This window comes from Candidatus Laterigemmans baculatus (assembly GCF_010367455.1).
Lineage (GTDB): Bacteria > Planctomycetota > Planctomycetia > Pirellulales > Pirellulaceae > Laterigemmans > Laterigemmans baculatus.
This window is the reverse complement of record NZ_WRPR01000002.1, coordinates 59,563-85,290: the sequence shown is the minus strand read 5'-3', so window position 1 is coordinate 85,290 and position 25,728 is coordinate 59,563. Positions and strand designations below refer to the sequence as shown.

The window sequence follows — 25,728 nt, the reverse complement described above, 5'->3', positions numbered from 1 at the left end:
TCAGCCCATGGTGCCGCAGCCCCCTCCGCAGCAGCGGGGGGCTCCGCAGCTTTCGCCGCTCGAGCGGATCGGCAGTGCGCTGGCTCCGTCACGAACTGCCGGCGCCGCCGGGACGCTCAGCAGCCGCTCGAGCTGGGTTCCTTCGCAGCTCGGACATTGGGGAACCTCATCGGCGCGACGCTGGAGTACTTCGACCGTCGCGTCGCACTGGTCACAATGGTATTCGTACAGCGGCATCGCCAAACTTCTCCTGAGGGGGGACACTCCGATGGATCCCATTATCGCTCGTCCGCTCACTCGCGAACAGGTCCGCCGCGTCGACCGCGTGGCAATCGACGAGTACGGGATGAGCGGATTGGTGCTGATGGAGAATGCCGGTCGGGGGGCAGCCGAAACGATCGACCGAGTGGCCCCGGCCGGAGCGATAACGATCCTGTGCGGCAAAGGGAACAACGCCGGCGATGGCTATGTCATCGCCCGCCATCTGCAGCTCGCTGGCCGCGAGGTGCGCGTGGCTCAGCTGTTCGACCCCGCGCAACTCTCAGGAGACGCGGAAGCGAACTGGAAGATCGTCGAGAAAGGGGAACTCGTCCGGCGAGTCCTTCCCGCCAAGGCCGACGAGGCCGACGACGGAGGGGACCAAGCGGGCGACCGCTGGAGTTCACTTCGCCAGTGGATTGACGAGAGCGCGACGATCGTCGATGCGATGCTTGGCACCGGGGCATCGGGCCAGCCACGGGAACCGCTCGCGACGGCGATCCGGCTGGCCAATCAATCCGCTGCAGTGCGGATTGCGATCGATATCCCCAGCGGACTCGATTGCGATTCGGGCGAGCCGGCCGACACGTGTTTCCGCGCCGCACACACCTGCACCTTCGTGGCCCCCAAAGCCGGATTCGCCAATCCAGCGTCGGGACCCTTTGTCGGCACGGTGCACGTGCTCGCGATCGGAGTCCCGCGAAAATTGCTCGAGGAGGTTTTCGTTTAACGGCAAGCCGCAGGCGACGGTGTTTCGGAGTGCAGAAAAGCAGTCGCCTGCGGCTTGCCGTTAAACGATTTATGCTCAGCCGATCCTCAGGCTCAATTCCCCGCTATCGGCTCACTTGGGCAGCCGGCCCGATTCGACTTTCGGGAACTCGCCCGCCAAGCCTTCCTTCATGAAAGCCACCAAGTCGGCTTTCTCCTGATCGGTCAGCTTCAGCGGCTTCATCTTGTCGCTCAGCCACGGGTTGGGGTGTCCGCCCTTGTCGTACCACTCGACGACTTCTTCGAGCGTTTCCTGGCTGCCGTCGTGCATGTAGGGCGCGGAGGTGTGGATGTTGCGGAGCGTCGGCGTCTTGAAAGCACCGCGGAGCGTGTCCTCTTTGGTGATCTCGTAGCGCCCCAAGTCGGGTTTCTCCGCTTCCATTCCGACGCCCAGATTGTGGTACTGCTCGTCGGTGAAGTTGGCACCCGCGTGGCAGGTGGCGCAGTTCGCTTTGGCGAAGAACAACTCCATTCCCCGCTTGGCCGACTCGCTCATCGGGTTCGCCTCGGCTTTGGCCTTCAGCTCTTCATATTCCTCGACGAACTCCGGATCCTCTTCGCGCAGTGCCTCGAGCTCTGCCAGATCGTCGGCGAACAGTTGCTCAAATCGTGAGAGTGGCTGGTAGGCGTCGTAGGGCGTCGGACCGGTGACGATGGCCCGTTCGAACGAAGCGATCGCCTTGCCCACGTTCTCGATGGTCAGCCCATCTTCGAAGATTCGTTCAAACTGCAGCTTGTACTCGGGAATCTCCGAAAGGCAGGCGACGCAGGCTTCGTGCGTGTTGCCCATCTCGATCGGGTTGGCGATCGGGCCGATGGCCTGATCCTCGAGGCTCGCCGCTCGTCCGTCCCAGAACTGCTCGCGGCTCACGATTCGGTTGTAAGCGACCGGTGAGTTGCGGCCTCCCTCTTGGCCGCGGATGCCGACGCCGAATTGCGTGTGCGCCGAGTAGCCTTCCTCGGGGTTGTGGCAAGTCGCACAGCTGACCGAGAAGTCGGCCGACATCCGGGGCTCGAAGAACAGCTGGCGGCCGAGCTCGATGCGGGCCCGCGTCAGAGGGCTGTTCTCGGGAATGAAGATATTCGCTTGAGCGGCTCGCAAGCCCTCGGGCAGCTCGAACTCGAGCGGCTCGTGATTCGCAGGATCGTCCAGCCAAGCCTCGAGTTCCGACATCTTCAGAGGACCGCTCCCAGGAATCCCCGCCACCAGGCTGCTATCGCCGAGCGTCAGCGGTTCCGTCTTCGCCGCGGTGGAATCTGCCGCATGGGCCGCGGGAATCGCGGCGAGCATTGCCAGGCTGCTAAGTGCGGTAAACCAGCGTCGCATCATTATCGCTTGAACTCCTCATCTCGGGGACACGAATGGTGGGTGGCGGTCGGTTCAATCAGTATAACTGCTTGGGCCGAACGAGCCGAGTCGCGCGGCTGGGGCTCGCGGCACGACCAAACTGACTCCCTTCAGGCGTTCCAATGCTCACCCGCCTCTCTCCCGCCGTGTGCTGCCGACTCCTGCTGTCGCCTTTCCTGCTGGTACTCTTGTTCGTCGCAGCGGCCTTCTCGGCCGCCGCGGCCGAGGAGGCGGAGCAGAAGCTGGCGGCGTGGAAAGCGATGTACCAGGACAAGATCCACCCGATCATCGAATCGCGGTGCCTCGAGTGCCACCGCGGCGAGGAAGCCGAAGGGGAGTTCGACCTGGCCCCGTTCGTCGACGGCGATTCGGCGGCAGCCCAGATGGATCTCTGGGACCGCGTCGCCAAACGCATCCGGCTGAACGAGATGCCGCCGGAGGGTAGCCCCCAGCTGACCGATCCGCAGAAGTCCGACTTCTATCGCTGGATCGACTCGCGGCCCGAGCAGGATCTGTGCAATCAGCTAGCGACCGACGAAACGCAGGCCTGGTATCGCGGGCACGTCATGAGCCGCCGGCTGACGCGGACCGAATACACCAACGCCATCCGTGATCTGCTCTCCCTCGAACTTCCCGCCGGAGTGGAGTTGCCTTCCGATGGCGGGGGCGGCGAAGGTTTTGACACGACCGGCGACGCCCTGTTCACCTCGGCAATCCACGTCGAAAGCTATCTCGCCGCGGCCGATCGGCTGATCGAGCAAGCCGCGCTGGACATCGCCACGCCCTCGGAGAGCCTGAGCGAACGGGAGGCGGCGAGCCAAACCCTCCGCCAGTTTGCCCGCCGTGCTTGGCGGCGGCCTCCGCAGGATGCTGAAATCGAACGTCTGCTGGTACTGTTTGAAACCGAGAGAGCTGCGGGAGCAAACTTCGTCGCCGCCGTCCGCCAACCGCTCAAGGCCATCTTGGTCTCTCCGCACTTCCTGTTCGTCGTCGAATCGGAGCCGGAAGAAGGGGGCGTCCAGCGGCTCACGCCGCATCAGCTGGCGATGCGTCTGTCGCTGTTCATCTGGTCTTCGATTCCCGACGAGGCGTTGCTCGCCGCGGCCAATTCGGAGGAGATCTACACCCCCGAGGGACTTCGCAAGCAAGTCCGGAGGATGCTGGCCGATCCCCGAGCGCGGGCGCTCGGCGAGAACTTTGGCCTGCAGTGGCTGGGGCTTTCGAACCTGGCGACCACTGCCACCCCCGACTCCGAACTGTATCCCGAATTCAGCTCCCAGCTCGCCTCGGATATGCGCGAGGAAGCGGTTCGCTTGGTCGCTGGCGTGTTCCGCGAGGACCGGCCGCTGCTCGAGCTGATCGATGCGGACTACGTGCATGCCAACGGAACGCTCGCCAAGCATTATCAGTTGGATGTTCCGGCCGATGCTCCCTGGCAACGGGTAGCGCTCGAGAGCCGACGGCGCGGAGGGGTGATCACCCTCGGGGCAGTTCTGACCGCATCGTCCTATCCGCGACGAACCAGCCCGGTGCTGCGGGGACGATGGATTTTGGAGGAAGTGCTCGGTTCGCGTGTCCCGCCACCGCCGCCGGGCGTCCCGGCACTGGAGGAGGCGCACGAGGAGGGCAAGAAGTTGAGTCTCCGCGAGCGGCTGGAGGTGCACCGCGCGAACCCCGAGTGCGCCTCGTGCCACAACCGCATGGACCCGCTCGGCTTTGGGCTGGAGAATTTTGATGCGATCGGTCGCTGGCGAACCGAGGACGACGGGTTTCCGATCGATGCGGCGGGGAAACTTCCCTCGGGCGAAGCCTTCAGCGGCCCCGAAGAGTTAAAACAAGTATTGCTCCGGCGCCAGGACGAATTCCAACGGCACTTCATCCGCAAGCTGCTCGGCTTCGCCCTCGGCCGCGGGCTAAACAAGTTCGATGACTGTGTGATCACCGACTCCCTCGAAGCGCTGGAGGCGAACGAGATGCGAGCGGCGGTGCTGATCGAGACGATCGCCGCCAGCTATCCGTTCCAACACCGGTACTTCAAAGCGGCCGCCGCCGACCCATCAGCCGCCGCGCGCTAGCGTCCGGTTTCCGCGGGGTCCGCGGATACCGAGGCTTAAACGACACCCTCCCCCCGGGAGGGTCGCGAGGAACGAGCGGGGAGGGAGACACGCAACGTTGAACCGTGTGCGACTATGATTTTTGACGGCCCTCCCCGGGCCTGAGAGCCCGACCCTCCCGGGGGGAGGGTATTGGTGAAAGACGGTTATTGACAGAGCCTGGCGTCCCCCCACCCCTGGAGCCCACCATGAACGAGCGACACCTCCTCTCGCAGCCGCTCTCCCGCAGGAAGTTTCTCCGCGGGGCAGGCGTGGCCTTGGCGCTTCCCGCGCTCCAGTCGGTGGCGCCACGGCAGGCTCGAGCCGAAGCGGCTGCGGCGACCAGCGGCGCTCCGGTGCGAGCCGCCTTCATCTACTTTCCCAACGGCGTCTGGGAAAAAGCGTGGGTGCCCGAAAAGACCGGCCGCGACTATGAACTGACTCCATCGCTCGAGCCGCTCGGAGAGCTCCGCAGCGACGTCTTAGTCCTCTCGGGGCTGGACAAGAAAAACAGCCATGGCGGCGACGGCCATTATGCCAAGACGGCCAATTTCCTCACCGGCATGCCAGTCGCCAAAACGACGGGCAAAGATATCAGCAGCGGGGGGATCTCGGTCGACCAATTGATGGCCCAGCATGTGAGCGGGCTCACGCCGCTGCCGTCGCTCGAACTGGGAACCGAACCGGTGATCAGCGGGATCGACAGCAACGTCGGTTACACCCGGCTGTACGGCTCCCATATCTCCTGGCAAAGCCCCACGCGGCCGGTCGCCAAGGAGATCAACCCGCGGCTGGTCTACCAGCGTTTGTTTGGCCGCGGCACCCACAGTTCGTCGGCACAGGCTGAGTCGTATCAGAACCTATTGGATTTCGTGCTCGAGGACGCGCGGCAGCTGCGGCCGCGGCTCGGCCGCGATGATCAATTCAAGATGGACGAGTATCTCGATTCGGTGCGGGCGGTCGAAAAGAGGATCGAGTACGCCACGCGGCAGGAGCCTCGAGAGTGGGAGCCGACGCTCGATCCGGCCGAGCTCGCCAGCCGCCAACCGGGAATCCCTCGCGATTTCCGCGAGCACATCGAGATCATGATGGATCTGATCGTGCTCAGCTTCCAAACCGATTCGACGCGCGTCTGCTCACTGATGTTCGCCAACGACGTCTCGGGAAGGAACTTCTCGTTCGTTGACGGAGTTCGCGGCGGACACCACGAGCTGTCGCACCACGAGAACAAAGAAGAGAAGATCGATCAGTACCAGCGGATCAACCGTTGGCACGTCGAACAGTTCGCGCGGCTCTTGAACAAGCTCAAATCGATCCAAGAGGGCGAGTCGACGCTGCTCGACAACAGCATGATTCTGTTCGGTTCGAGCATGTCCGATGGCAATCGCCACGATCCCGACAACCTCCCGATCCTGCTCGGCGGCCGCGGTGGCGGCACGATCGAGACCGGTCGACACCTCGCCGCCGAAGGTCAAGTTCCGCTGTGCAACTTGTACGTCTCGATGCTCGACCGGATGGGCGTCGAAGTCGAAGCGTTCGGCGACAGCACCGGCCCGCTCGCCGGCGTCTAACCTTGGTTACGCTTCGACTTGCCACCGAGAGCGACCTTCCGGCGATCGCTGCGATTCTGAACCGGGAGATCGCCGAGACCGTCAACTGCTTTCGCACGCGGCCGTTGTCTCCGGCAGACGCCGAGCAATGGTGGCGGGCGCGAGAGAATGGGCGCTACCCGGCTTGGGTTGCGGAGATCGACGCGGAGGTCGTCGGCTGGGCCAGCCTCTCGCGGTGGTCGGCCTACGAAGCGTACGACGGCACGGCGGAAGTCTCGGTGTGGGTGCTGCCGGTCGCCCAGCGGCAAGGGCTCGGCAAACGGTTCTTCCGCGAGCTGCTCGCGTTCGCCACCGCGGCGGAGTTCCGCGTCTTGCTGAGCCGCATCGAGGCGGAGAACCAACCCAGCCTGCGGCTCCACGAACAGTTCGGCTTCACGCCGGTGGGAACCATGCACAACGTCGGCGAAAAATTCGGCCGCCTGCTCGACGTCGTGATCATGGAGAGGCAGCTGCCATAGTCGCGCTTTGCTCCGCGAAAGTAGCGGTCGAGCGCTACTTTCGCGGAGCAAAGCGCGACTATGGCAACAACCGGCTCAGCTTGCGGCCGGTGGTGTTGAGCGGCAGGTCGAGGATCTCGTGGGGTTGGTACCATCCGCACTCGGCCGAATCGGCCTCCCGCCGGTTCGCTTCGGCGGTGAAGGCGTCGAGCGTAATTCGAAACCGCGTCACGCCGTGCCGCAGCGTTTTCAGCTTTTCGCCCAAGCGGACAGCAAACCCGAACTCCGCGGCAAACCGGCGTTCGACCTCGGCCGCTAGCGCGTCCCCGGGCAGCGCGGCGGCGGGGGTCAAATCGTAGCGAGGAAAGTCCCACAGCCCTGCCCAGTGCCCACCGGGAGGACAGCGGCGGAGGAAGAAACGGTCCTCGTGCTGGGCGACGACTGCGACGTGACTGCGATCCTCGTACTGCAGCGTCCGAACCTTGCCGGGGATCTCCTCCTGCAGTCCCTCCCGTCGGGTCGGACAGAGGCTGCGGAGCGGACACCGCTCGCAGTCGGGATTGCGTGGGGTGCAGAGCAGGGCCCCAAGCTCCATCGCGGCTTGGTTGAACCGTCCCGCCTGCTGGCGGGGCAGGATCGCCGCGGCGACTTCCCAGAGCAGCCGATTGGGGGCCGTCGCGGTCGGCGGTTGGCGAAGCGCGATCAAGCGGCTGTAGAGCCGCAGCGTGTTGGCTTCGACCACCGGCAACCGCTGGTCGCGGGAGATCGACAGGACCGCCCCGGCGGTGTACCGGCCGATCCCCGGCAGCGCCAGGACCGCCTCAAAGGTTTCCGGAAACCGTCCCCCGTGCTCGGCAGTGATCCGTTTGGCCGCGGCATGCAGCTGCTTGGCCCGGCGATAGTAACCGAGCCCCTCCCACCGCCGCAGCACTTCCGCTTCGTCGGCCGCGGCCAGCGCCGCGGGCGTCGGATAGTCGCGAAGAAAGCGTTCGAAATAGGGGATCACCGTGGCGACCTGCGTTTGCTGCAGCATCACCTCGCTGACCCAGATCGCATACGGGTCGCGCGTCTTTCGCCACGGCAGATCGCGAGCCGAGGTGGTGAACCAAGTGAGCAACCGCCGCCGCAGCTGAGTCCGCCACGACGCCGAACGCCAACTTCCGTCGTGGGGCACGTCCGAAGAATCCGCCAATCGCAACTCCGCCACTTACTGCCGCCCGAGCTGAATGGGCAGGACGAGTTCTTGACCGTTGCGGATCACCGTCACTTCCAATTTGTCTTTGGGCGTGTAGCGACGGACCGCCTGCTGCAGATCGAGGAACTGCTGCACCGGATGATCGCCAAATTTGACGATCACGTCCTGCGGCTGGAGCTGGGCTCGATCGGCTGCCGAACCGGGTACGACTTGCTGGATCACGCAGGCAAGATCCATCGGTTTGCACTGGACGCCCAAGAAACCGCCCCGGCTAAAGGTAATCTCCAGCCCGGGCAACTGCTTGCGGAGCGCCTCGACTGCCGTTTCATCAAACTCGGTCCCGGTCAGGATCAACCGGTGCCGCAGCGGCAATTCGGTCAGCGCCGCGAGATCCTCTGGAGCGTCGCCGATCTCCACGAACAGCAGTTCCAGGGTATCGATCCGGCTGAGTTCCGCGAGCGATTCGAGCGCAGCGGCCGAGAGTTCCGCGTCGCGGATCTGGACCTCGCGGACATTCGGCATCCGCCCCACCGCGTCCAAGACCTGCGGAGTGGCCGAAGCTCCCTCGATCACCACCATCGATGACTCGTAAATCCACGGCAACCACTCGAGGACTTTCTCGCTGCCGCTCCAGTCGGCGGGAAAGCGGATGGCGTTCCAGACGTTCATCTCGGACCCCAACGTCAGCTCCTGGAAACCGACCGCGACTCCCGCCAACTCCAGCCGCGTCCGCGCCCGTTCATTCCGCTCTTCGCGAATGATCGTCTTGGCGGCGTTGGCTCGTGAGGAAGCGGCCCCCGGTCCCGTCTTCTCCAGCCGCGTGAGGGCGTCCCAGGCCACGGTCGCTTCGCCCGGGGTCTCGAGCGTCGCCAGGTCTTGCAATATCACGCTGGCCCGCTCGACCAACTCCAAGTCTCCCTCGCGGGCGGCCGCCTCGAGCGGGGCGACCGCTTCGTCACCGGCGGCCAACAATTGCCGGCTGGCGACTTCGCGGCGCTGGTAGCTGGGGTGGGCCAGTTGCAGGACGATTTCGCCCGGATCGAGCGGCTCCCGCCCCACTTCCTGTCCGGCGACTCGCGGCCCGATCCCGGCCATCGTTGCCGCGCCGAGGACCACTGCCACCGCGGCGGTGCGTGCACGCGATCGCCAGCTTCTCGCTGCCGACGGTCGAGTGTCACGCCGTGGCGGTTCGGTCAGAGTCGCCCCGGCTCGCTTGGCCAGGGGGGCGGGCGAGTTTCCGTCGATCTCGAAGCGAGCGCTCATCGCGGACCCAAGGGGGGAGCAGTGGTCGAAGTTCGGGCGAGGTGAAGACTGCACCCGGAATTCACGGGCTCCCCGAAGTTTACGGGCTCGCCGCCCAAGAAAACACCGCGTCAGGTATTTTGCGGCGGCGTCTCGGAGGGCCCTTCGCGACTGGAATCGGCCGAAGTGACCGAGAGATTGGCCGACCAGGGGCTGGCGTTCCGCACGTCGACCGCGGCCGAGCCTGGTTGTGCAGGTCCCGTCTGCGACTGGAGACCGTGCGGGGCGGTCGCGCCAGCTTGCAGCCGCGGGGCGTTCTGCTGCTGGTTGGGGGGCACCACCACGCCGCAGCTGACGATGAACTGGATCGCCTGGTCGATCGTGAGGTTCATGTCGACCGCTTCACTCTTGCGGACCGTGATCGTGAACCCGGTCATCGGCATCGGTGAGGTCGGCATCAGGACGCTCAGCACCGGTTCCTGAGCGGCCTTGGAAATGTCGAGCATGCTCTGGCCGGTGACGAACCCGAGCGACCACATTCCCTTCCGCGGATACTCCACCGCCACGACCCGGTTGAATTCGATTTGCCGATCGCTGAACACGAAATCGGTGACTTGCTTGACCGATCCATAGACGTTGCTGATCAGCGGCAGCCGACTGATGAAGCGATCGAAAGTGGAGATCGCCCAACGGCCGAGCCCATGGGTGAAGATCCGGCCGAGAAAATAGAGCACCGCCAGGAAGACGATCAAAAAGACGGGGACGACGATCGTTCGCGGGAGATAGCGGAGCTCGACGTAGCGATGCCAGTACGCCGAGGCGGTCAGGGGCGATGGCTGGTAGGGGCCGAGCCGATCGAGGTTCCCGTTGACGTACTCGACGACATACTGGGGAAGAAACCGTCGACCCGCCGGATCGAGCACGTAATCCACGCCGTTGTAGGTGAAACCGGCCGACAGCTCGGTTCCTGCCCGCTCGACCGCCTCGGCCGGCAGCGTGGGCTGAATGTCGCGAATCGTCCACACCACCGCGTGCCGAATCCCCGCTTCGACCGGCAACAGCACGTAGCTCTCGATCAAGTTCCAGGCCCAGATGAACAGGACCAAGGTCAGCAGCGGGGGCAGCACGACCCCCAATCCGCGGAGCACCGCGCGGCGAAAAGTCCCTCGGGTCGCGGGCACCGTGGAATCGGAATCGCTTGAGACGGGCGGCATGGCGTTCAGGAGCAGGGGAGTGGTCGGATACGAAGAGAGCAGGCCAATCGCCGATCCGGTCGAATAGCTCGATCGGCTGGGAGCTCAGCCGTCGTGGGTCCCGAGCGCTCGGGCGAGGACCGCCGCGAAAATCTCCGCGGCATACTCCTGACGGATCACCCGCGCAGCCTCCTCCAGCGTCGCACCGGTCGTCCATACATCATCGACCACCAGCACGCGCGGCGCTAGAAGAGCATAGCCCTTTTTTGCGCGAAAGGCACCGCACACATTCTTCCTACGCTCCGCATCCCCTAAAGTTCCCTGCTTCGCCGTCGAACGACGCGATCGCAGCAGCGGAACGACCGGGACCTCGAGGACCCGCCCCACTTGGCGGGCGAGCAACTGGGCTGGACACCCCCTCCGGCCCCACCGCCGCTTCCAATGCGAGGGAATAAACGTCACCGCACCGATCGCCAGCGACCCCCAGGCCTCGAGAACCCGCTGGCCAAGCAGCCCGCCGAGGGCCAGCGTCAACGGTTGGAACGACAGTCGCTTGGCCGCCACCACCGCTTCCCGCATCACGTCCCGATACATCCCCAGCGCCACGCTCCGCTGAATCGCGCTCTTCCGCTTGCCGCACGCCGCACACAGCCGCAGCGGTCGACTCTCCGCCGCGAGCACCGTGGACGCGAGCACCGTGGACGCGGGTGAGTCGGCAGCGGGCGAGTCGGCAGCGGGCGAGTCGGCAGCGGGCGAGTCGGAAGTGGGCGAAAGGGGGGGCTGCGGACGGCTGCAGCGATCGCAGGCAAACTCGGCCGCCGTCGCGCAGAGCGCCGCACAGCAGTCGACGCAAAGTGTGCGGCTGATCGCGCCGCCTCGCAGCGGACCGTGGCAGAGGACACACGTGGGCGGATAACAGATTTCCGAGAGCCCGCGGAGCAGAAACTGCGAGGTGGCGACGCACGACTCTCGCCAGAGCGCGATTCTCGCCAAGCGGCTCTCCGTTGGCTCGCCGGCTGCAGCGATGCTTCCCTGAGGAGGATTAAGGGTGGAACTGCTGGGGGCCACCAAGTTACGGTGCAGTGGGCGGAATTGGCGGAGGTCGAGGCGGGGAGGTCGCGGGCGCGGGAACACGTCTGTCATCCTTCCCGGTGAGCGTGCTGCTGAAAACTCTTGAGCCGTAGGCGCCAGCCGCGGGCCTCGCGGCCCTGGAATATCGGCACAGAACCCGCGACTAGCCCGAAATATTCATCAGCCGCCGGGCGCTAGCTTCCGGTTCCCGAACCGCGGTGAGAACCGGACACTAGCGCGTTGCGGCTGATCGATAATCGAAGCTACCGCCTGGCGGCTGATGGAGCACACTTCTGGCAGCGCCTCAGCAGTGAACCCAACGGTCCCGAGATTGTCCTAGCAGAGCAAGCCTTTGCGAGCGTCTCGTCGTTTTGTTCTAACCGATCACACCCTGACAGGGGGGAGAAAATCCATGTCGACCGTCATGCGGCGTCCGCAGCCGCTGATTACGCTCGGACACCGAGGCCGGTCCGCCAGCAGCCAACCGATCAGCAGCCTGATGTCGCTGGCGCTCGCTAATCCGGCGACGATCTCATTGGCCGCCGGGTTTGTCGACAATGCCACGTTGCCGGTGGAGGAACTCGGCACGATCAGCGGCGAGCTCTTCGCCGATCCTCGGGCAGCGCGGGAGGCGCTCCAGTACGGGACGGTCGTGGGGGATGAGGATCTCCGCCGCGGGATCGCCCACCGGTACTTTGCCGTCCAGCCGGAGCGGCACGCCGAGCGAATGATCCTGACCGCCGGCAGCAATCAATTCTTGCAGCTGGCCTCGGAGTGTTTGCTCGATCCCGGCGACATCGTGTTGTGTGCTTCGCCGACCTACTTCGTCTACTTGAATATTCTCCGCGATCTCGGGGCGCGGGCTCGCGGCGTGGGGACCGATGCCGAAGGGATGATTCCCGACGAACTCGAGGGGGCTCTCCGCCACCTGGCCACCGCCGGTGAACTGGCTCGCGTCAAAGCGGTTTACCTGGTTCCCGACTTCGACAACCCAGCGGCCACGACGATGTCGCTCGAACGTCGCAAGCAGATCCTGCAGGTGCTCGAGAATTGGCGGGACCGGGCGACCATCCTGCTGATCGTCGACAACGCGTATCGCGAACTCCGGTTCGAAGGCGAGGATATCCCGAGTCTGAGCGATCTCGGGGCCGACCCGGAACGGACGGTCGAGAGCGGCACGTTCTCCAAAAACCTCGCTCCCGGACTGCGCGTCGGCTGGGGAGTCACCCCCGAACCGCTCTATACGGCGATGACCCGCCGCAAAGGCATCATCGACTTCGGCTCTCCCCACCTCAACCAACGCCTGGTCGCCGGGATCTTGAATTCGGGAATGCTCGACGAGCATCTCCGCCGGCTTCGCGAGGCCTACCGCGCCAAGCGGGATGCGATGATCGCCGCCTGCGATGAATACCTGCGGCCGATTGCGGGAGTCGCGTACGATGTCCCGGCCGGCGGGCTGTACGTTTGGTTGACGTTGCCGGAGGGCTGCGCGGCGGGTCCCGACGGCGAACTCTGGAAGCAGGCGCTCGACAAAGGGGTGCTCTACGTCCCCGGCCAGTACTGCTATCCGGAAGAAGGCGACCGCGTCGCCACCAACACGGCCCGGCTGACGTTTGGAGTCCAACCGCCGGAGCGGCTCCGCGAAGGCATCCGCTTGCTCGCCGAAGCGATCCGTACGTCAGGGACGCGAGGAAATCCTGAGCCGTAGGCGCTAGCCTCGGGTCCACTGCGGGTAGTGCCGTGAGTAACCGTTTTGCCGTCGCAGCGTTCAGCTACAGGCTCGACCCGTTCGGCAGCGCGACGGAACCCGCGGCTAGCGCCGTCGGCTCACTGGAAGTGGCATCGGGCTAGCTTCACGCGTGACGCGGACTTCAGTCTTGCTCTGTGGGGGGCGAAGGTGCGATAAGCGGAGGCTCGGTTGTCGTCTTCATTAGTCCTCCCAATCGTGCTGGCGAGCGTGGATCGAGCGTGACCTGCATCGACCGCTACATCCTGTACGTCTACCTCCGCACGCTGCTGGTTTGCTTCGTCTCGATCGCCGGGGTGTTCGTCGTCTTCCACGCGTTCACCAACGTGGACGATCTGGCCGAGCACGCCGAGCGGACCGGGAGTATGGCCGCTGCATTTTTGGGCTTTTACGGGCCCTTCATGCTGATGCTGTTCGAGATGACCAGCACGGTGATCGCGCTACTGGCGCTGATCTTCACCATCGGCTTGCTCCGCCGCAGCGGTGAACTGACCGCGATCCTCTCCTCGGGCGTCAGCCACGGGCGGATCGTCCGTCCGATGCTGTTGGCCGCCGCGGGCGTGATCGGATTCGCAGCCCTGAACCGCGAGCTACTGCTTCCCCGGTGGCAGGACAAGCTGGGGATGAAAGCCAAGGATCTTGCTGGCGAGACCGAGCAACCGCTGCTGCCTTGCTACGACACGATGGCGGGAGTGCTGATCAAGGGCAAAAGTCTGATCGTGCTCCGCAAGGAGATCGTCGCCCCCGCCTTTAAGATCCACCCGCTGCTGCCCGAATTCGGCCAGCAGCTCAACGCCGAACTCGCCCACTGGGTCGGCGCAACGGCGGAACATCCCTCCGGATACCTCCTCTCGAGGGTCAGCAGCCCGCAGGAGATCGACTCGCTCCCGTCGCAAACGCTGGGAAACCAGACTGCGTTGCGGACGCCGCTCGACACGCCCTGGCTCGAGCCCGGCCAGTGCTTCGTCGCCAGCCGCGTCGAGTACGATTTCTTGCAGAGCGGCAGCTCGTGGAAGCGGATGGCGACGACCGCCGACCTGGTCCGCCGCGTCAGCAACCCGGCGGTCTACTGTGCCGCCGATGTCCGCGTCACGCTGCACGACCGCTGGCTGCGACCCCCGCTCGATTTCAGTCTGATCGTGCTCAGCCTGTCGCTAGTCGTCGGCCGCAGCGAGCGCAATCTGTTCGTGGTCGCTGGCTACGCGACCGGACTCGTCGGCTTGTTCTTCGGGTTGCGGACCGGGTTTCACATGATGGGCGGAAGCGACATGATCGATCCGGCGACCGCCGCCTGGGCACCGCTGCTGGTGCTCGGCCCGCTCGCCTACGCCCGATACCGCATCGTCCAAGTCTCCTGAGCCCCAGTCTCCTGAGCCCCAGTCTCCTGAGCCTCAGTCTCCCGAGCCCCAACAGCGACGCATGAAACCGGCAGGTGGGGGGCGATGAATCGCGTCAGCGTCTCAGTCATCATCCCCGCCATTCAGGAAGCCCGCGGCATCGAACGCGCGGTCCGCTCGGCAATCGCTGGGGGCGCAGTGGAGACGATTGTGGTCGACGGGGGGAGCCGCGACGAGACGCCCGAGCGGGCCACTGCCGCCGGTGCCCTGGTGCTCCGCTCCCCTGCCGGCAGGGCGCGGCAACAGAACGTGGGAGCCGCCGCGGCGAAGGGGGACGTGCTGCTCTTCCTGCACGCCGACAATCATTTAGCCCCGACGGCGATCGACCAGATCGCCGCCCATTTTGCCGCCGCACCCGAGCGTCGCTGGGGAGCGCTGCGACAGCGGATCGAGGACGATGCGGCCAGCTACCGGCTGCTCGAATGGGGCAATGCGGCGCGGGTGCGGTGGCGCGGACTGCCGTTTGGCGACCAAGCGATCTTCGTCTGCCGCGAGTGGTTCGGCGAACTCGGCGGCTTTCCCGACGAGCCGCTGATGGAGGACCTGATCCTCGCGTCGCGTCTCCGCCGCCTCAGCCGCCCCGTTTTGCTCGACGGGCCGGTGTTCGTCGATGCCCGCCGCTGGCGAGCCCGAGGCGTATGGCGACAGACGTGGCTCAACCTTCGCCTGCAGTGGCGATTCGCCCGCGGAGCGAGTCCTACGGAGCTAGCCACCGCCTACCGCCGGCACGACGCTTAAACGCTGCTTCCGGGAATCAGCCGCCACGCGCTAGCGTCCGGTTCTTGCGGCGTTCTCGAGAACCGGGGGCTAGCGCCCGGCGGCTGATGGATGCACGCGGCGACGATTTGCCGAACTGCCCTAAAAGCTGTAACTCGGGTTGTTGACGTCGAAATCGGCGTCGGTCAGGCCAACGTTGACCTTTAGGTCGAGGTAGGTGTACTCCTCGATCACTTCGGGTTTTTCGCCTTCACTCTTGGGCCAGTCGTAGGCGACGTAGCGGATCGGCACCCGCAGCTCGTCGTCGATGAAGACCTGAGCGAGGTAGAAGTCGAGGTCGGGACGCTTGGTGGGCTGAGTGACTTGCAGCACCGTGCAGGTCCGGTCCTTGACCCGCGCGTTCTTGCGGAACTCGGCCTTCACGTCGGGGTACTGCCGAGCCGTTTCGCCACGTTCGAGCAGCTTGACCATCAGATTTTCCAGTCCGATCTCAGTCATCGGATACCGCTGACCCCGCATCGCCAGCGCCCCGGTGGGATGGATCGTGACGGTCGGCAGGAAGCGTCCCTTGATGCCTCCCTCGTGCGCGGTGATGTAGCCGTCGTTGCGATTCTCGACGTAGATCACTTCGCGGCCCTTGGTCGACGCCGGGCTGAGGAACGTCAGGTAGACGCTCAGCGGCGAGACCAGCTTGCCGTCTGCGACTTTGCGATTGCGGACCTTCAGGAACATGTACTCCGGGCCCCCGACCACGCCGTCGACGCGTTCGCGTTTGACGAGCGTCGCAGTGTAGTCGTCGTAGTTGGCGCGGCTGTGGGCCAGCGCTTCGCGGGCCATCGCCAGCCCTTCGTCGAGCGAATGCTGGGTCTGCTTGGGCAGATTGCTCGCCAACGTGACCCGGTAGACCGGCTCTTTAAGATCCGAGTCCGGAGGGGCGGCCCATCCGCGGCCCGCAGCAAGTGCAGCAGCGGCGCCCACGCCCGCAATGAAGGCTCTGCGAGTCGTTGCCATGACGATTGCTCCTTCCCTAAACCCTAATCCGGTTCACCAGTCCCTCACGGGGATCGCAACGGCTTTGCAAGTATCGGACCGCCGAATTGCTGCGATCGATCCGAAGTGCACCAGACGGCAAACCTTTGCCAACCGACCCAACCCCACCACCCCGGACCGAATAAACCGCCTAAACCCCCGCGGCGGAGCGACTATACGAGCCTCCATTCCACGGCCACCAGACCGGTTTTTCGTTCCCCGAGCGGAAAAGGGCTCCGGAAATCCACCCCAAACTGCCGAAACCTCAAAAGGGGTATCTCTTACCAGCTAGGAATCGCCCGCCACCGAACCCACCGCCACCGCACCGAACCCACCGTCACCGCACCGAACCCACCGTCACCGCACCGAACCCACCGTCACCGCACCGAACCCACCGCCACCGCACCGAACCCACCGCCACCGCACTCACCGCACCATGCCTTTCCAGCCCATGCGCTACCAGCTCCTCCCCGCCAGCCGCCTCGCCGCGCTCTCCCTCCAATTTGCTGTCGCTGCAGCTCTCGCCCCGACGCTCGCCGCCCAAAGCCCCACGCGACCTGCGGCCAGCAGCGGAACCGCGGGAAGGGCGTTCTGGGGAATCCCCGCCACATTGCCGGCCAAGCCGACCGCTGCACCCACCGCCGCCGCACCCACCGCCGCCGCACCCACCGCCGCCGCGCCGCCAGCGGCCGTGGCCGCCGCGTCCTCGTGGACCGGCGTCCTTCCAGCCCCGGTCGTGCTTGATCCAATGCTCCCGAGACCCGAGGCCGCCAGCGGGGTCGTGGAAGCCGACTTCGCCTACTTCGCCTACTACGCCGGCACCCACTACGACCACGCCCACTACGACCACGCCGACCACGCCGACTACGCCGACCACGCCGACTACGCCAACTACGCCGACTACGGCTACGGCGGAGCAGGGGAGTTGTGCGACGACCGGGCTGGCGGCTGGACCAGCGTGGGGGGGGAACCGGGCGGCGGAGGACCCGTGCTGGGTGGACCGATCGCAGGAGGAACGGAGCACTGGGGAGTTCCGGTACCGCACGCCACAGCAGCTCGCCAGGCTCCCTTTCCGTACGGCTACTTTGGAGCGAGCGGGGCTCGGTACTGGCAGCGACATTTCGGCTTCCGCGAGGCGTTTACCCAGTGGACGCTGAAGTGACGCCCCGCCTCGGGCTGCTCGTTCCCCTCGCCGGGTTCCTTCGGGGGCTTTAAAATCGACAGCTCAATGCTTCGAACGCTTGCCCCAAAATTCGCTGCCATGAATGCTCCGCAGAGCCCTTCGCTAGGCCCTCCTCAAGGCGCTCCCCAAGGCCCTCCCCAAGGCCCTCCCCAAGGCCCTCCCCAAGGCCCTCCTCACGCGGCTCGGCAACCACTTCCCGAGCCGTCGACGATCCCGCTCAGCGGGTGGCACTGCTCCCACTTCTTCTACCGTTTTCGCCGCGATGCCCTGCCGGCGGTCGATCGCTCGGCCGGTCGCGAGGCGTTGGTCGCTGCCTGCGAGCCCACCGGCGATGCCCGCCCGCAGCGGCTGCAGACGTTTGCGATCAGCGGTCACAAAGCCGACTTCGCGGTGACGATGATGGACCCCGATCCGCTCAAGATCGAAGCGATCCATCAGTCGATCCTTGCCGGGCCCCTGGGAGCGGCGATCGAACCGACCTGGTCGTTCGTCTCGATGAGCGAGTTGAGCGAATACGTTCCCACGGTCGAGCAATACCGCGAGCGGTTGCTCGCCGGTGGTGCCGCTGCCGATTCGCCGGAGTTGGCGGCCAAGGTCGCCGCCTACGAACGCCGCTTGCCGATGATGACCGAGCAGCGGCTGCGTCCGGAGTTTCCCGATTGGCCGGCCGCCTGTTTCTATCCGATGGGCAAGAGCCGCGTCGTCGGTGCGAACTGGTTCACCGAGCCGTTCTCGCGCCGCACCAGCATGATGAACGAGCACGCTCAGAGCGGCATCCAGTACGCCGGTCGCGTCTCGCAGCTGATCACCGTCGGCGTGGGACTCGATGACTGGGAGTGGATGGTGACGCTGTGGGGACGCAACCCGCAGTACCTCAAAGACATCGTCTACAAGATGCGGTTCGACGAAGCGAGCGCTCGCTACGGCGTGTTTGGCCCGTTCTACATCGGGTACCAAAAATCGGCCGCCGAAATCCTCGACCTCTGCCGCGTGTAGCCGACCCGGGCTGTTTATTTCGGTTGCCGCACTATCAGCCGCAACGCGCTAGCGTCCGGTTTCCCCGGCGTTTGCGGAACCGGGGGCTAACGCCCGGCGGCTGATCGGATGAGGGGAGGGTGCTGCAGGAACGCTACTTTCGCGGAGCGAAAGGCGACTATGGCAACTGCTCGACGCGCAGCGGCAGATCCCGGGGCAGGGCGGTGGCTAGCGCCCGATCGACGATCCCCGCCTCGGTCAACCGCCGGAGCGATCCCGCTTTGGGATCCTCGGGCGAACCTTCCGCGGGAATCGGGCACGACTTGAGCAACACCAATTCGTCCGCCGCGGCCAGGCGGGCGAGGTAGGCGGCGATCGCGTCGGTCGTCGTTTCCCAGCCGACCGGCAACCCCGCATCGTGCGTCCCTGGCGAATAGAATGCGTCGACCGCAATCAGCCACTCACCCGGCCGCGGCGACACCTTGAGCAGCTCCTCCAGCCGCTCGCACTGGGCAACCGGTTGCCAGTCGGGAAACAGCTCCGCAAAGATCTCAAACGTCGCTCGCAGCAACCGGACGCAGCGCCAGTGCATCGCGACGTCGTCCAGCGGAAAAAGCCGCGACAGATTCCGCATCGCCTCGACCGTTTCACCGCCGCCGACGACCACCAGGTTCTGCGCCGCCGGCTGACGGGCGAGCCACGCTCCGACGGCGGCAGTTAGCCGCGGATTGGAGAGCAGACTGCCACCGAGCTTCACCACGCGGCGCTTCAAGTTTCGCTGCTCGACCATCGGGCTCATCGATCCGCCACTGGGCTCAGTGCCGCTCCGCTTCGGCCGCGCGATCCTCTGCGAGACTGGCCGCCAGGTGAGCCACTGCGAAGGCTGGCCCTACACGGCTCAGGTCGGGACCCAGCATCGCGGCAATTTCCAGACAGCGTCGGTCGCCGGGAACGCTCAGCAGGCTGCTGCCGTGCCCCGACAGGATCCACGTCGCACCGGGGCTGGAAAGGACTTCGGCGGCAACCAACAACCGGGCACGGATTCGGCCGACGACGAACGCCGCCATGATCGCGGCATCTTCCCGGCTCACGCTGCGATGATCCAAGCCGATCATCCGCGCCAGCCGGTTGCTCGCAGCGGCCACGGTGCGGGGCCGACCATCGCACGTGTCGGTGTCCGACTCCTCCGGCTCGCACATCCCCAGCACCACCGCGCAGTCATCGGTCGTCGCAAATACTTCGTTCATCACCGGCGAGTGCTCGCCGAGATAGGGGAGCGTGTCGACCACCGCACAGACTGGGGTCCGCCCGATGCCGACGTAGACCAGCTCCCCACGCCCCAATCGTTCGTGGTCGGTTCGACTCGGCGTAGCCACCCGTCCCTGGCGAAGCGGAATCAAATCCGAAGTCGTCGAGCCAATGTCGATCAGCAGTCCTTCATTCGGTTCGAGGCGGGCGGCCAGCGTCGCCATCGCGTGCCAGTTCGAAGCGGCGACCAAGGAGTCGTCGGCGATCGCCTCGTCAGCCGAGACGAAGCGGCCATCGACGGCGTAAAACTGGACGTCGGAGCCGAGCACTTGGCAAGCCGCCTCGACGATCCTCGTCACCCCTTCGCCGCGATCGAGAAAGCAGTCGGCCAGCTCGCCGGTCATCGTCACGGCATACCGCGTGCTTCCGGCGTGGCGCTCGAGCGGAGCGAACCGAGCCACGACCGACTGCAACGCCTCCTCCAACTGCCGCGGATGTTTCCAGAGGGCGAACGATTGGCAGTGGGTGCGTCCTGCCCGGTCCGCCGCTTTGATATGGGCCCCGCCGATATCCAATCCCACGATGTTCCCGCCGACCGAATTCGCATCGACGATGAGGGGGCCGGTCTCAGGGGCAGAGCCGGTCTCAGGGCCGGTCGCAGGGGTAGGGGCAGGGGGCACGGCCATGGGTTAGACGAACCAGACTTCGCCCGCGGAGCTCCAGCAGACGCTGTTGGGCTCGACCGCCGCGCGGACCGGCGAGCGGTCCAAGCCAGCCAGCCGAGCGGCCAGATTGCCGTCGACGATATGCCGCAGCCCCACGTAGGACGTCGTCAGTCGCGGATTGACCTCGATCACACAATCCTGGGCGGGGTCGTCGGCCAGCACGAGATCGAAGCCGATGAAGCCACGGACCGTGCGGGGCAGGGCGCGGACCGCCACCCGCGCCAAACTTGCCGCTCGCCGCTGGTCCGCTGCGTTGAGCGGTCCCTGACCGCCGCGATAGACGCAGTCCTCGGCGGTGAGCGTCTGAGAGACCGCCGGCAAGATCGTGATCTCTTTGGCATCGACGATCATCGACACCGACGCCGCTCGCCCCTCGATCCAGGGCTGGAGGATCCGCCCGGGAAGCTCCATGGTGGCCACGGCGTCGGCGAACTCGGTAAACGTCACCACGTCTCCGGTGCCACAGCCGTCGCGAGGCTTGACCACCCAGCGGCGCGTCGAGCAGGTGGCCGAGTCGGGAAGGCTCTCGAGCGTCCATGTCGGAGGGTGGGGCACTCCTGCCGCGGCAAAGACCCGAGCGGTCTCCCACTTATCGCTCGCCGACCGCAAGAAGTCTCCGAACCCGTTGAGCAATCGCAGCCCTGTCGACTGGAGCATCGCCACGCACTGTGCCAGCACGCCTTCGCTCTCGGGGGCAATCAGCAATCCGGTATCGCAACTGCGGGAGGCCTCGATCCACTGCGGCCAGAGCGGCGTCTCGGCCGCAACGCGATGGACTGTCGCCCCCGGCGGAAGCTCGACGTCAAAACGGGAGTCAATGGCGAGGTGAACCGAGTCGGCGAACCGGGCGAAATCGGCGGCGACACATTTGAGCATCGCCATCCCTTCCATCCGCTGCGAAGCGGGAATCTGGTCGAGAGATCTGCGGCTGTAGCCACCGCCGCAGACATACTCGCCAATAAAAATGTTCATCTAGAAGATACCTAGTTGATCCCGGGCATCCTCGCTCATCTTCTCGGGGGTCCACGGCGGATCCATCACGACTTTGACATCGACCTCATCGACCTCTTCCAGTTCGGTCACGGCTTGCTTGCTATTGGCCACCAACTGGGGACCGGCTGGACACATCGGGCTGGTCATCGTCATCTCGATATTCACATCGTGCCGCCCATCTTCCTTGGGCTCGCCGATGTTGACTTCGTAGATCAAGCCCAGATCGACGATGTTGACGAACAACTCGGGGTCGATGACTTTTTTCAGCTGCTCACGGACGTGGTCTTCGGTAATGGTCATGGCAGAGTGGGAGTGAATGAGGAAAGAATTGCTCTGATGTTACCCTCCCCTCGGGAGGGTCGCGAGGAACGAGCGGGGAGGGTCCGGTAGACGCTCGCGTGATAAGGGCGGGTGACCCTTTTTCCTCAACGCATTGGCTTGTTTTCTAACGGCTCAATCGGGAGTTCGTGCCGAAACCCATTGCCCTCCCCGGGCCTAAGAGCCCGACCCTCCCGCAAGCGGGAGGGTGATGTATTTGTCGACTGTACTCGGCGCGGCTTAGGCGTATTCGCGGACCTGACGGGCGATCGTCTGTCCGAGCGCGTCGCGGACGCTCTCGATCGTGATCCGATCAAAAATCTGTTGGAAGAAGCCAGTCACGATCATCCGCACCGCTTCATTGCGAGTGAACCCACGACACTCGGCGTAGAAAACTTGTTCTTCGTCGACCTGCGCCGTCGTGCTGCCGTGCGTGCAGCGAACGTCGTCCGCTTCGATTTCCAATCCGGGAATCGAATCGGCTCGGGCACGACTGGAGAGGATCAGGTTGTCGTTGCGCTGATAACCGTCGGTCTTCTGAGCCGCTTTGTCGACTTTGATCATCCCCCGCCAGACCGTGCGGCTCTGATCCTGCTGGGCCGACTTGTAGAGAAAATCGCTGTGGCAGTGCGGAGCGACGTGGTGCTGCAAGGTGTGGTAGGCGATGTGCTGCCGACCTTCGGTGAACATCACCCCGTTGACTTGGCTGTCCGCACCGGGGCCGACCAGCGCGACCGACTGGTTGACCTTAGCGAAGCCGTTGCCCATCGCGGCCAGCGTCCACTGGATCGAGGCATCGCGATCGACGATCGCATGCTGATGGGCGAACTGGAACGTCTTGTAGCCTTGATCCTGGAGGCTCACGTACCGCAGATGCGAACCCGGCCGCTGGATAATTTCCAGAGCTCCGAGCGACAGACCTCCGGCATCCCGCTGAACGCTGTTCGCTTCGTGCAGCACGGTCGCTTCGGCACCTTCCTCCAGCACGATCAAGGTGTGCGAGAGGTCGACGCTTCCTTCGCCGAGCAGCGTCGCCAAATGCAACGGCTCGGCAACCACAACGCCGCGGGGGATGTAGACGAACTGGCCTCCCGACCAGAACGCGGCGTGCAGGGCGGCGAAGCGGTCATAATCGGGATCGACCGCGGAGAATAGATGCTCGCGAACCAGTTCCGGCTGTTCGCTCGCCAGCCGCTCAAGGCTGCCGAAGATCACGCCCTGGGCCGCCAGCGACTCGCGGAGCGATTCCGCTCGGCAGTGGCTGTCGACCGTCAGGATTCGGCCGCCGAGTTCAACGCCTTCGCTGAGCAACCCTTCGCCGCTCGGCGTGTCGCTTTGAGTGAGCGGGACGCGAAACTTGTCCAATTGAAACAGCCGCAAATCGCTGCGGATCCATTCCTCAGCCCGCCGCGCCGGCCATTCCATGCTCTGGAAATGCTCAAACGCTTCGCGCCGCAGCGCGATCAGCCAATCGGGTTCCGTCCGCGAGGCAATGAAAGCCTCAAAACCCGCGGCATCAAATTTCAGATCGGTAGCCGTAGCAGTCATGGATTGAGATAGCTGGAGTGTGTGCGGTCGCTTATCACCCCTCCCGCCGGGAGGGTCGGCCTTTCAGGGCCGGTCGATCTTTAGGTCCTGTCAGAAAAGCCGGTGCTTTCAATCTTTTGAGCCGTAGGCGCTAGCCTCGGGCCACACAGCCCCGGGATTTCTGCTGCTGCACCCGCGGCTAGCGCCGTCGGCTCAGGGATTTCTGCTGCTGCACCCGCGGCTAGCGCCGTCGGCTAGGGTTTTCTGAGCGAACGGCTTAGCCGACGCTGCCTTCCATCTGCAGTTGGATCAGGCGGTTCATTTCGACCGCGTACTCCATCGGCAATTCTTTCACGAGCGGCTCGATGAACCCGTTGACGATCATGGTGCTCGCTTCCGCTTCGCTCAATCCGCGGCTGAGCAGATAAAACATCTGCTCTTCACCGATCCGCGAGACGCTCGCCTCGTGCCCAATCTGGACATCCTGCTCAGCGATCTCGATATAGGGATAGGTGTCACTGCGGCTGATGTCGTCCAGGATCAACGCATCGCAAACGACGTTGTTCTTGCTGTGGTGAGCGCCTGGCTCGACGCGGACCAGCCCTCGGTAGCTGCTTCGCCCGCCGTTCTTGCTGATGCTCTTGCTGATGATCTGGCCGCTGGTGTGCGGAGCGGCGTGGACCAATTTTGCTCCGGCGTCCTGGTGCTGGCCGGCGCTGGAGAAAGCGATTGACAGGATCTCGCCGCGAGCCCCCGGCTCCATCATGTGGACCGCCGGGTACTTCATCGTCAGCTTGCTGCCGAGGTTCCCGTCGACCCATTCCATCGTGGCATCTTGGTAGGCGTACGCCCGTTTGGTCACCAAGTTGTAGATGTTATTGGCCCAGTTCTGGATCGTCGTGTAGCGGCACCGTGCGCCCTTGTTGACGATTACCTCGACCACCGCGCTGTGGAGGCTTTCGGAGGTATACATCGGCGCCGTGCAGCCTTCGACGTAGTGCACGCTGGCCCCTTCGTCGACGATGATCAGCGTCCGCTCGAACTGGCCCATGCTCTCGGCGTTGATCCGGAAATAAGCCTGCAGCGGGAACTGGATGTGGACTCCCGGGGGAACGTAGATGAACGAGCCCCCCGACCAGACCGCGCTATTGAGAGCGGCAAACTTGTTGTCGCTCGGCGGAATCACCTTCGAGAAGTACTGGCGGACGAGATCCGAGTGCTCGCGGACCGCCGTGTCGGTATCAGTGAAGATCACGCCCTGGTCGACCAGCTCTTCCTTAAGCGATCCGTAGACGACTTCGCTTTCGAACTGGGCTTTGACCCCGGCCAAATACTTTTTCTCGGCTTCGGGAATTCCCAGCTTGTCGAACGTCTCCTTGATCTCAGCCGGAACGTCGTCCCAGGTCTTGCCCTGATGATCGGTCGGCTTCAGGTAGTAGTAGATGTCCTGAAAGTCGATATCGATCTCGCCGCCCCACTTGGGCATCGGCCGCTGCTCGAAGATCTCCAGCGACTTGAGCCGGAAGTCGCGCATCCAGCTCGGCTCTCGCTTGATCTCGGAGATCTGGGCGACGATCTCTCGATTGATACCTTTCTGCGCCTTGAAGACGTCATGCGTCTCGGTGCGAAAGTTGTACTTGTTGATCTCGCCGATCTGTTCTTTTTCGCTGATGTCCGTCGCCATCGTATCGATCCGTAGAAGGAGACCGGCTCGCGGCCGGTGAAGTTTTGCAAACGCGTCAGCCAGCGATCGCTCAGACCGCGGCTTCCTCGGCGATCATCTCTTGATTGGCCGCTTCGGCATCCGGATAGGCCTTGCGGATTCGGTCGTAGCCGCTGCGGTGCAGTTCCTCGGCCAGATCTTTGCCACCGGTCTCGACGATGCGGCCACCGAGCATCACGTGGGTGTACTGCGGCGGGTTGTGCTCGAGCAGCTTGTCGTGGTGGGTGATGATCAGCAGCCCCATCTTTTCACGGCCCCCGATATCGGCGATCGATTCGCTCGCCAGCCGCACCGCGTCGGCGTCGAGCCCGCTGTCGGTCTCGTCGAGGATCGCGAACTTGGGCTGCAACATCGCCAGCTGCAGGATTTCGGCCCGCTTCATCTCACCGCCGGAAAAGCCGTCGTTGACGTAACGGCGGGCGAATTCGGGATCCATCCGCAGGTGGCTCATCTTCTCTTTGAGCTCCTTGCGGAATTCCCGCATCGGGATCAGATCCTCCCCTTCCTTGCGGTCCGGGCGGCGAACGTTCGTCGTCGCATGGCGGAGGAAGTCGGCCATCTTGACTCCGGGGATCGCCATCGGCCGCTGAAACGCCATGAAGATCCCAGCCCGAGCTCGCTCGTTCGGAGCCATCTCCAGCACGTCCTCGCCGTCGAGCAAGATCGAGCCGCCGGTGACCGTGTAACCGGGGTGCCCCATGATGGCCAGCCCGAGCGTGCTCTTGCCGCTCCCGTTGGGCCCCATCAGGGCGTGCGTCTCCCCGTGGTTCATCGTCAGATTGACGCCCCGAAGAATCGGTTTGTCCCCGACGGAGACTTGCAAATTTTCAATCTTCAGGACGTGACTCATCGGGACTCCTCAGGACTTTCGTATCGATTTCGATCAACGTGTGCCGACCTAGCGGGCGGCTCGGGAATGAATCTTGTTTTT

At 64.6% G+C, this 25,728-nt stretch carries 23 protein-coding genes; 9 read left to right on the top strand and 14 right to left on the bottom strand.

The genetic code is table 11. The features are described from left to right. On the bottom strand, nucleotides 1–237 hold the full coding sequence (locus GNK13_RS00390; RefSeq protein WP_164100445.1) for an FmdB family zinc ribbon protein: 237 nt from the start codon (nucleotides 235–237) through the stop codon (nucleotides 1–3). Nucleotides 238–268: 31 nt separating this feature from the next. Here GNK13_RS00390 and GNK13_RS00385 point away from each other — a divergent pair, with 31 nt between their 5' ends. Next, on the top strand, nucleotides 269–988 hold the full coding sequence (locus GNK13_RS00385; protein WP_164100444.1) for an NAD(P)H-hydrate epimerase: 720 nt from the start codon (nucleotides 269–271) through the stop codon (nucleotides 986–988). Nucleotides 989–1,099: 111 nt separating this feature from the next. On the opposite strand, the gene GNK13_RS00380 is transcribed toward GNK13_RS00385, so the two are convergent. Then, the gene (locus tag GNK13_RS00380; protein WP_390622474.1) at nucleotides 1,100–2,353 is read right to left on the bottom strand and encodes a cytochrome-c peroxidase; all 1,254 of its coding nucleotides are present in this window, start codon (nucleotides 2,351–2,353) and stop codon (nucleotides 1,100–1,102) included. Between the two features lie 143 nt (nucleotides 2,354–2,496). Between GNK13_RS00380 and GNK13_RS00375 the strand changes: the two genes are divergently transcribed. The 3 genes from GNK13_RS00375 (at nucleotide 2,497) to GNK13_RS00365 (ending at nucleotide 6,535) form a co-directional block, all read left to right on the top strand. Further along, a complete protein-coding gene (locus GNK13_RS00375) occupies nucleotides 2,497–4,449 on the top strand; it encodes a DUF1592 domain-containing protein (protein ID WP_164100442.1) in 1,953 nt (650 codons plus the stop codon). A 227-nt stretch (nucleotides 4,450–4,676) separates the two neighbouring features. Further along, on the top strand, nucleotides 4,677–6,038 hold the full coding sequence (locus tag GNK13_RS00370; RefSeq protein WP_164100441.1) for a DUF1552 domain-containing protein: 1,362 nt from the start codon (nucleotides 4,677–4,679) through the stop codon (nucleotides 6,036–6,038). Between the two features lie 2 nt (nucleotides 6,039–6,040). Continuing rightward, complete coding sequence (locus GNK13_RS00365) at nucleotides 6,041–6,535, top strand: GNAT family N-acetyltransferase (RefSeq protein WP_164100440.1); 495 nt, start codon at nucleotides 6,041–6,043, stop codon at nucleotides 6,533–6,535. Between the two features lie 58 nt (nucleotides 6,536–6,593). Here the strand turns inward: GNK13_RS00365 and mutY are convergent, their stop codons facing one another. The 4 genes from mutY to GNK13_RS00345 form a co-directional block, all read right to left on the bottom strand. Next, complete coding sequence (gene mutY, locus GNK13_RS00360; RefSeq protein ID WP_235934686.1) at nucleotides 6,594–7,688, bottom strand: A/G-specific adenine glycosylase; 1,095 nt, start codon at nucleotides 7,686–7,688, stop codon at nucleotides 6,594–6,596. Nucleotides 7,689–7,721: 33 nt separating this feature from the next. Beyond that, complete coding sequence (locus GNK13_RS00355) at nucleotides 7,722–8,972, bottom strand: PDZ domain-containing protein (RefSeq protein WP_164100439.1); 1,251 nt, start codon at nucleotides 8,970–8,972, stop codon at nucleotides 7,722–7,724. A gap of 110 nt (nucleotides 8,973–9,082) precedes the next feature. Beyond that, entirely contained in the window at nucleotides 9,083–10,165 is a 1,083-nt protein-coding gene (locus GNK13_RS00350) for a DUF502 domain-containing protein (RefSeq protein WP_164100438.1), read from the bottom strand. Nucleotides 10,166–10,249: 84 nt separating this feature from the next. Next, entirely contained in the window at nucleotides 10,250–11,278 is a 1,029-nt protein-coding gene (locus tag GNK13_RS00345) for a ComF family protein (protein WP_203545326.1), read from the bottom strand. A 349-nt stretch (nucleotides 11,279–11,627) separates the two neighbouring features. Here GNK13_RS00345 and GNK13_RS00340 point away from each other — a divergent pair, with 349 nt between their 5' ends. The 3 genes from GNK13_RS00340 to GNK13_RS00330 all read left to right on the top strand — a co-directional run bounded on the left by GNK13_RS00340 (nucleotide 11,628) and on the right by GNK13_RS00330 (nucleotide 15,097). After that, the gene (locus GNK13_RS00340; protein WP_164100436.1) at nucleotides 11,628–12,923 is read left to right on the top strand and encodes an aminotransferase-like domain-containing protein; all 1,296 of its coding nucleotides are present in this window, start codon (nucleotides 11,628–11,630) and stop codon (nucleotides 12,921–12,923) included. A 260-nt stretch (nucleotides 12,924–13,183) separates the two neighbouring features. Beyond that, entirely contained in the window at nucleotides 13,184–14,320 is a 1,137-nt protein-coding gene (locus tag GNK13_RS00335; protein ID WP_164100435.1) for an LptF/LptG family permease, read from the top strand. An 84-nt stretch (nucleotides 14,321–14,404) separates the two neighbouring features. After that, complete coding sequence (locus tag GNK13_RS00330) at nucleotides 14,405–15,097, top strand: TIGR04283 family arsenosugar biosynthesis glycosyltransferase (protein ID WP_164100434.1); 693 nt, start codon at nucleotides 14,405–14,407, stop codon at nucleotides 15,095–15,097. A gap of 120 nt (nucleotides 15,098–15,217) precedes the next feature. On the opposite strand, the gene GNK13_RS00325 is transcribed toward GNK13_RS00330, so the two are convergent. Further along, nucleotides 15,218–16,087 (bottom strand): DUF1571 domain-containing protein, encoded by an 870-nt coding sequence (locus GNK13_RS00325; RefSeq protein WP_164100433.1) that lies wholly within the window; start codon nucleotides 16,085–16,087, stop codon nucleotides 15,218–15,220. Nucleotides 16,088–16,541: 454 nt separating this feature from the next. On the opposite strand from GNK13_RS00325, the gene GNK13_RS00320 reads away from it, so the two are divergent. Next, nucleotides 16,542–17,267 carry a hypothetical protein gene (locus tag GNK13_RS00320; protein WP_164100432.1) on the top strand — a complete coding sequence of 242 codons (726 nt, stop codon included), beginning with the start codon at nucleotides 16,542–16,544 and terminating at the stop codon, nucleotides 17,265–17,267. Nucleotides 17,268–17,366: 99 nt separating this feature from the next. Beyond that, on the top strand, nucleotides 17,367–18,284 hold the full coding sequence (gene hemQ, locus GNK13_RS00315; protein WP_164100431.1) for a hydrogen peroxide-dependent heme synthase: 918 nt from the start codon (nucleotides 17,367–17,369) through the stop codon (nucleotides 18,282–18,284). Between the two features lie 157 nt (nucleotides 18,285–18,441). On the opposite strand, the gene GNK13_RS00310 is transcribed toward hemQ, so the two are convergent. The 7 genes from GNK13_RS00310 to sufC all read right to left on the bottom strand — a co-directional run bounded on the left by GNK13_RS00310 (nucleotide 18,442) and on the right by sufC (nucleotide 25,647). Beyond that, complete coding sequence (locus GNK13_RS00310) at nucleotides 18,442–19,062, bottom strand: hypothetical protein (protein ID WP_164100430.1); 621 nt, start codon at nucleotides 19,060–19,062, stop codon at nucleotides 18,442–18,444. A 16-nt stretch (nucleotides 19,063–19,078) separates the two neighbouring features. Further along, entirely contained in the window at nucleotides 19,079–20,197 is a 1,119-nt protein-coding gene (locus GNK13_RS00305) for a hydantoinase/oxoprolinase family protein (protein WP_164100429.1), read from the bottom strand. A gap of 3 nt (nucleotides 20,198–20,200) precedes the next feature. Beyond that, nucleotides 20,201–21,208 carry an ATP-grasp domain-containing protein gene (locus GNK13_RS00300; RefSeq protein WP_164100428.1) on the bottom strand — a complete coding sequence of 336 codons (1,008 nt, stop codon included), beginning with the start codon at nucleotides 21,206–21,208 and terminating at the stop codon, nucleotides 20,201–20,203. Continuing rightward, nucleotides 21,209–21,529, bottom strand: a complete 321-nt coding sequence (locus GNK13_RS00295) for a metal-sulfur cluster assembly factor (RefSeq protein ID WP_164100427.1) — start codon at nucleotides 21,527–21,529, stop codon at nucleotides 21,209–21,211. Nucleotides 21,530–21,787: 258 nt separating this feature from the next. Next, the gene (sufD, locus tag GNK13_RS00290) at nucleotides 21,788–23,095 is read right to left on the bottom strand and encodes a Fe-S cluster assembly protein SufD (RefSeq protein WP_164100426.1); all 1,308 of its coding nucleotides are present in this window, start codon (nucleotides 23,093–23,095) and stop codon (nucleotides 21,788–21,790) included. Between the two features lie 256 nt (nucleotides 23,096–23,351). Then, nucleotides 23,352–24,758: a Fe-S cluster assembly protein SufB gene (sufB, locus tag GNK13_RS00285; protein ID WP_164100425.1), complete on the bottom strand. Its 1,407-nt coding sequence runs from the start codon at nucleotides 24,756–24,758 to the stop codon at nucleotides 23,352–23,354. Between the two features lie 70 nt (nucleotides 24,759–24,828). Then, entirely contained in the window at nucleotides 24,829–25,647 is an 819-nt protein-coding gene (gene sufC, locus GNK13_RS00280; RefSeq protein WP_164100424.1) for a Fe-S cluster assembly ATPase SufC, read from the bottom strand. Nucleotides 25,648–25,728 lie beyond the last annotated feature (81 nt).

Coding starts and splice junctions, on each gene's coding strand:
- GNK13_RS00385 (WP_164100444.1), top strand. CDS start 269: ATGGATCCCATTATCGCTCGTCCGCTCACTCGCGAACAGGTCCGCCGC.
- GNK13_RS00370 (WP_164100441.1), top strand. CDS start 4,677: ATGAACGAGCGACACCTCCTCTCGCAGCCGCTCTCCCGCAGGAAGTTT.
- GNK13_RS00310 (WP_164100430.1), bottom strand. CDS start 19,062: ATGAGCCCGATGGTCGAGCAGCGAAACTTGAAGCGCCGCGTGGTGAAG.
- GNK13_RS00380 (WP_390622474.1), bottom strand. CDS start 2,353: ATGCGACGCTGGTTTACCGCACTTAGCAGCCTGGCAATGCTCGCCGCG.
- sufB (WP_164100425.1), bottom strand. CDS start 24,758: ATGGCGACGGACATCAGCGAAAAAGAACAGATCGGCGAGATCAACAAG.
- GNK13_RS00325 (WP_164100433.1), bottom strand. CDS start 16,087: ATGGCAACGACTCGCAGAGCCTTCATTGCGGGCGTGGGCGCCGCTGCT.
- GNK13_RS00330 (WP_164100434.1), top strand. CDS start 14,405: ATGAATCGCGTCAGCGTCTCAGTCATCATCCCCGCCATTCAGGAAGCC.
- GNK13_RS00355 (WP_164100439.1), bottom strand. CDS start 8,972: ATGAGCGCTCGCTTCGAGATCGACGGAAACTCGCCCGCCCCCCTGGCC.
- GNK13_RS00305 (WP_164100429.1), bottom strand. CDS start 20,197: ATGGCCGTGCCCCCTGCCCCTACCCCTGCGACCGGCCCTGAGACCGGC.
- GNK13_RS00300 (WP_164100428.1), bottom strand. CDS start 21,208: ATGAACATTTTTATTGGCGAGTATGTCTGCGGCGGTGGCTACAGCCGC.
- GNK13_RS00375 (WP_164100442.1), top strand. CDS start 2,497: ATGCTCACCCGCCTCTCTCCCGCCGTGTGCTGCCGACTCCTGCTGTCG.
- GNK13_RS00320 (WP_164100432.1), top strand. CDS start 16,542: ATGCCTTTCCAGCCCATGCGCTACCAGCTCCTCCCCGCCAGCCGCCTC.
- GNK13_RS00350 (WP_164100438.1), bottom strand. CDS start 10,165: ATGCCGCCCGTCTCAAGCGATTCCGATTCCACGGTGCCCGCGACCCGA.
- GNK13_RS00390 (WP_164100445.1), bottom strand. CDS start 237: ATGCCGCTGTACGAATACCATTGTGACCAGTGCGACGCGACGGTCGAA.
- sufC (WP_164100424.1), bottom strand. CDS start 25,647: ATGAGTCACGTCCTGAAGATTGAAAATTTGCAAGTCTCCGTCGGGGAC.
- hemQ (WP_164100431.1), top strand. CDS start 17,367: ATGAATGCTCCGCAGAGCCCTTCGCTAGGCCCTCCTCAAGGCGCTCCC.
- sufD (WP_164100426.1), bottom strand. CDS start 23,095: ATGACTGCTACGGCTACCGATCTGAAATTTGATGCCGCGGGTTTTGAG.
- GNK13_RS00340 (WP_164100436.1), top strand. CDS start 11,628: ATGTCGACCGTCATGCGGCGTCCGCAGCCGCTGATTACGCTCGGACAC.
- GNK13_RS00295 (WP_164100427.1), bottom strand. CDS start 21,529: ATGACCATTACCGAAGACCACGTCCGTGAGCAGCTGAAAAAAGTCATC.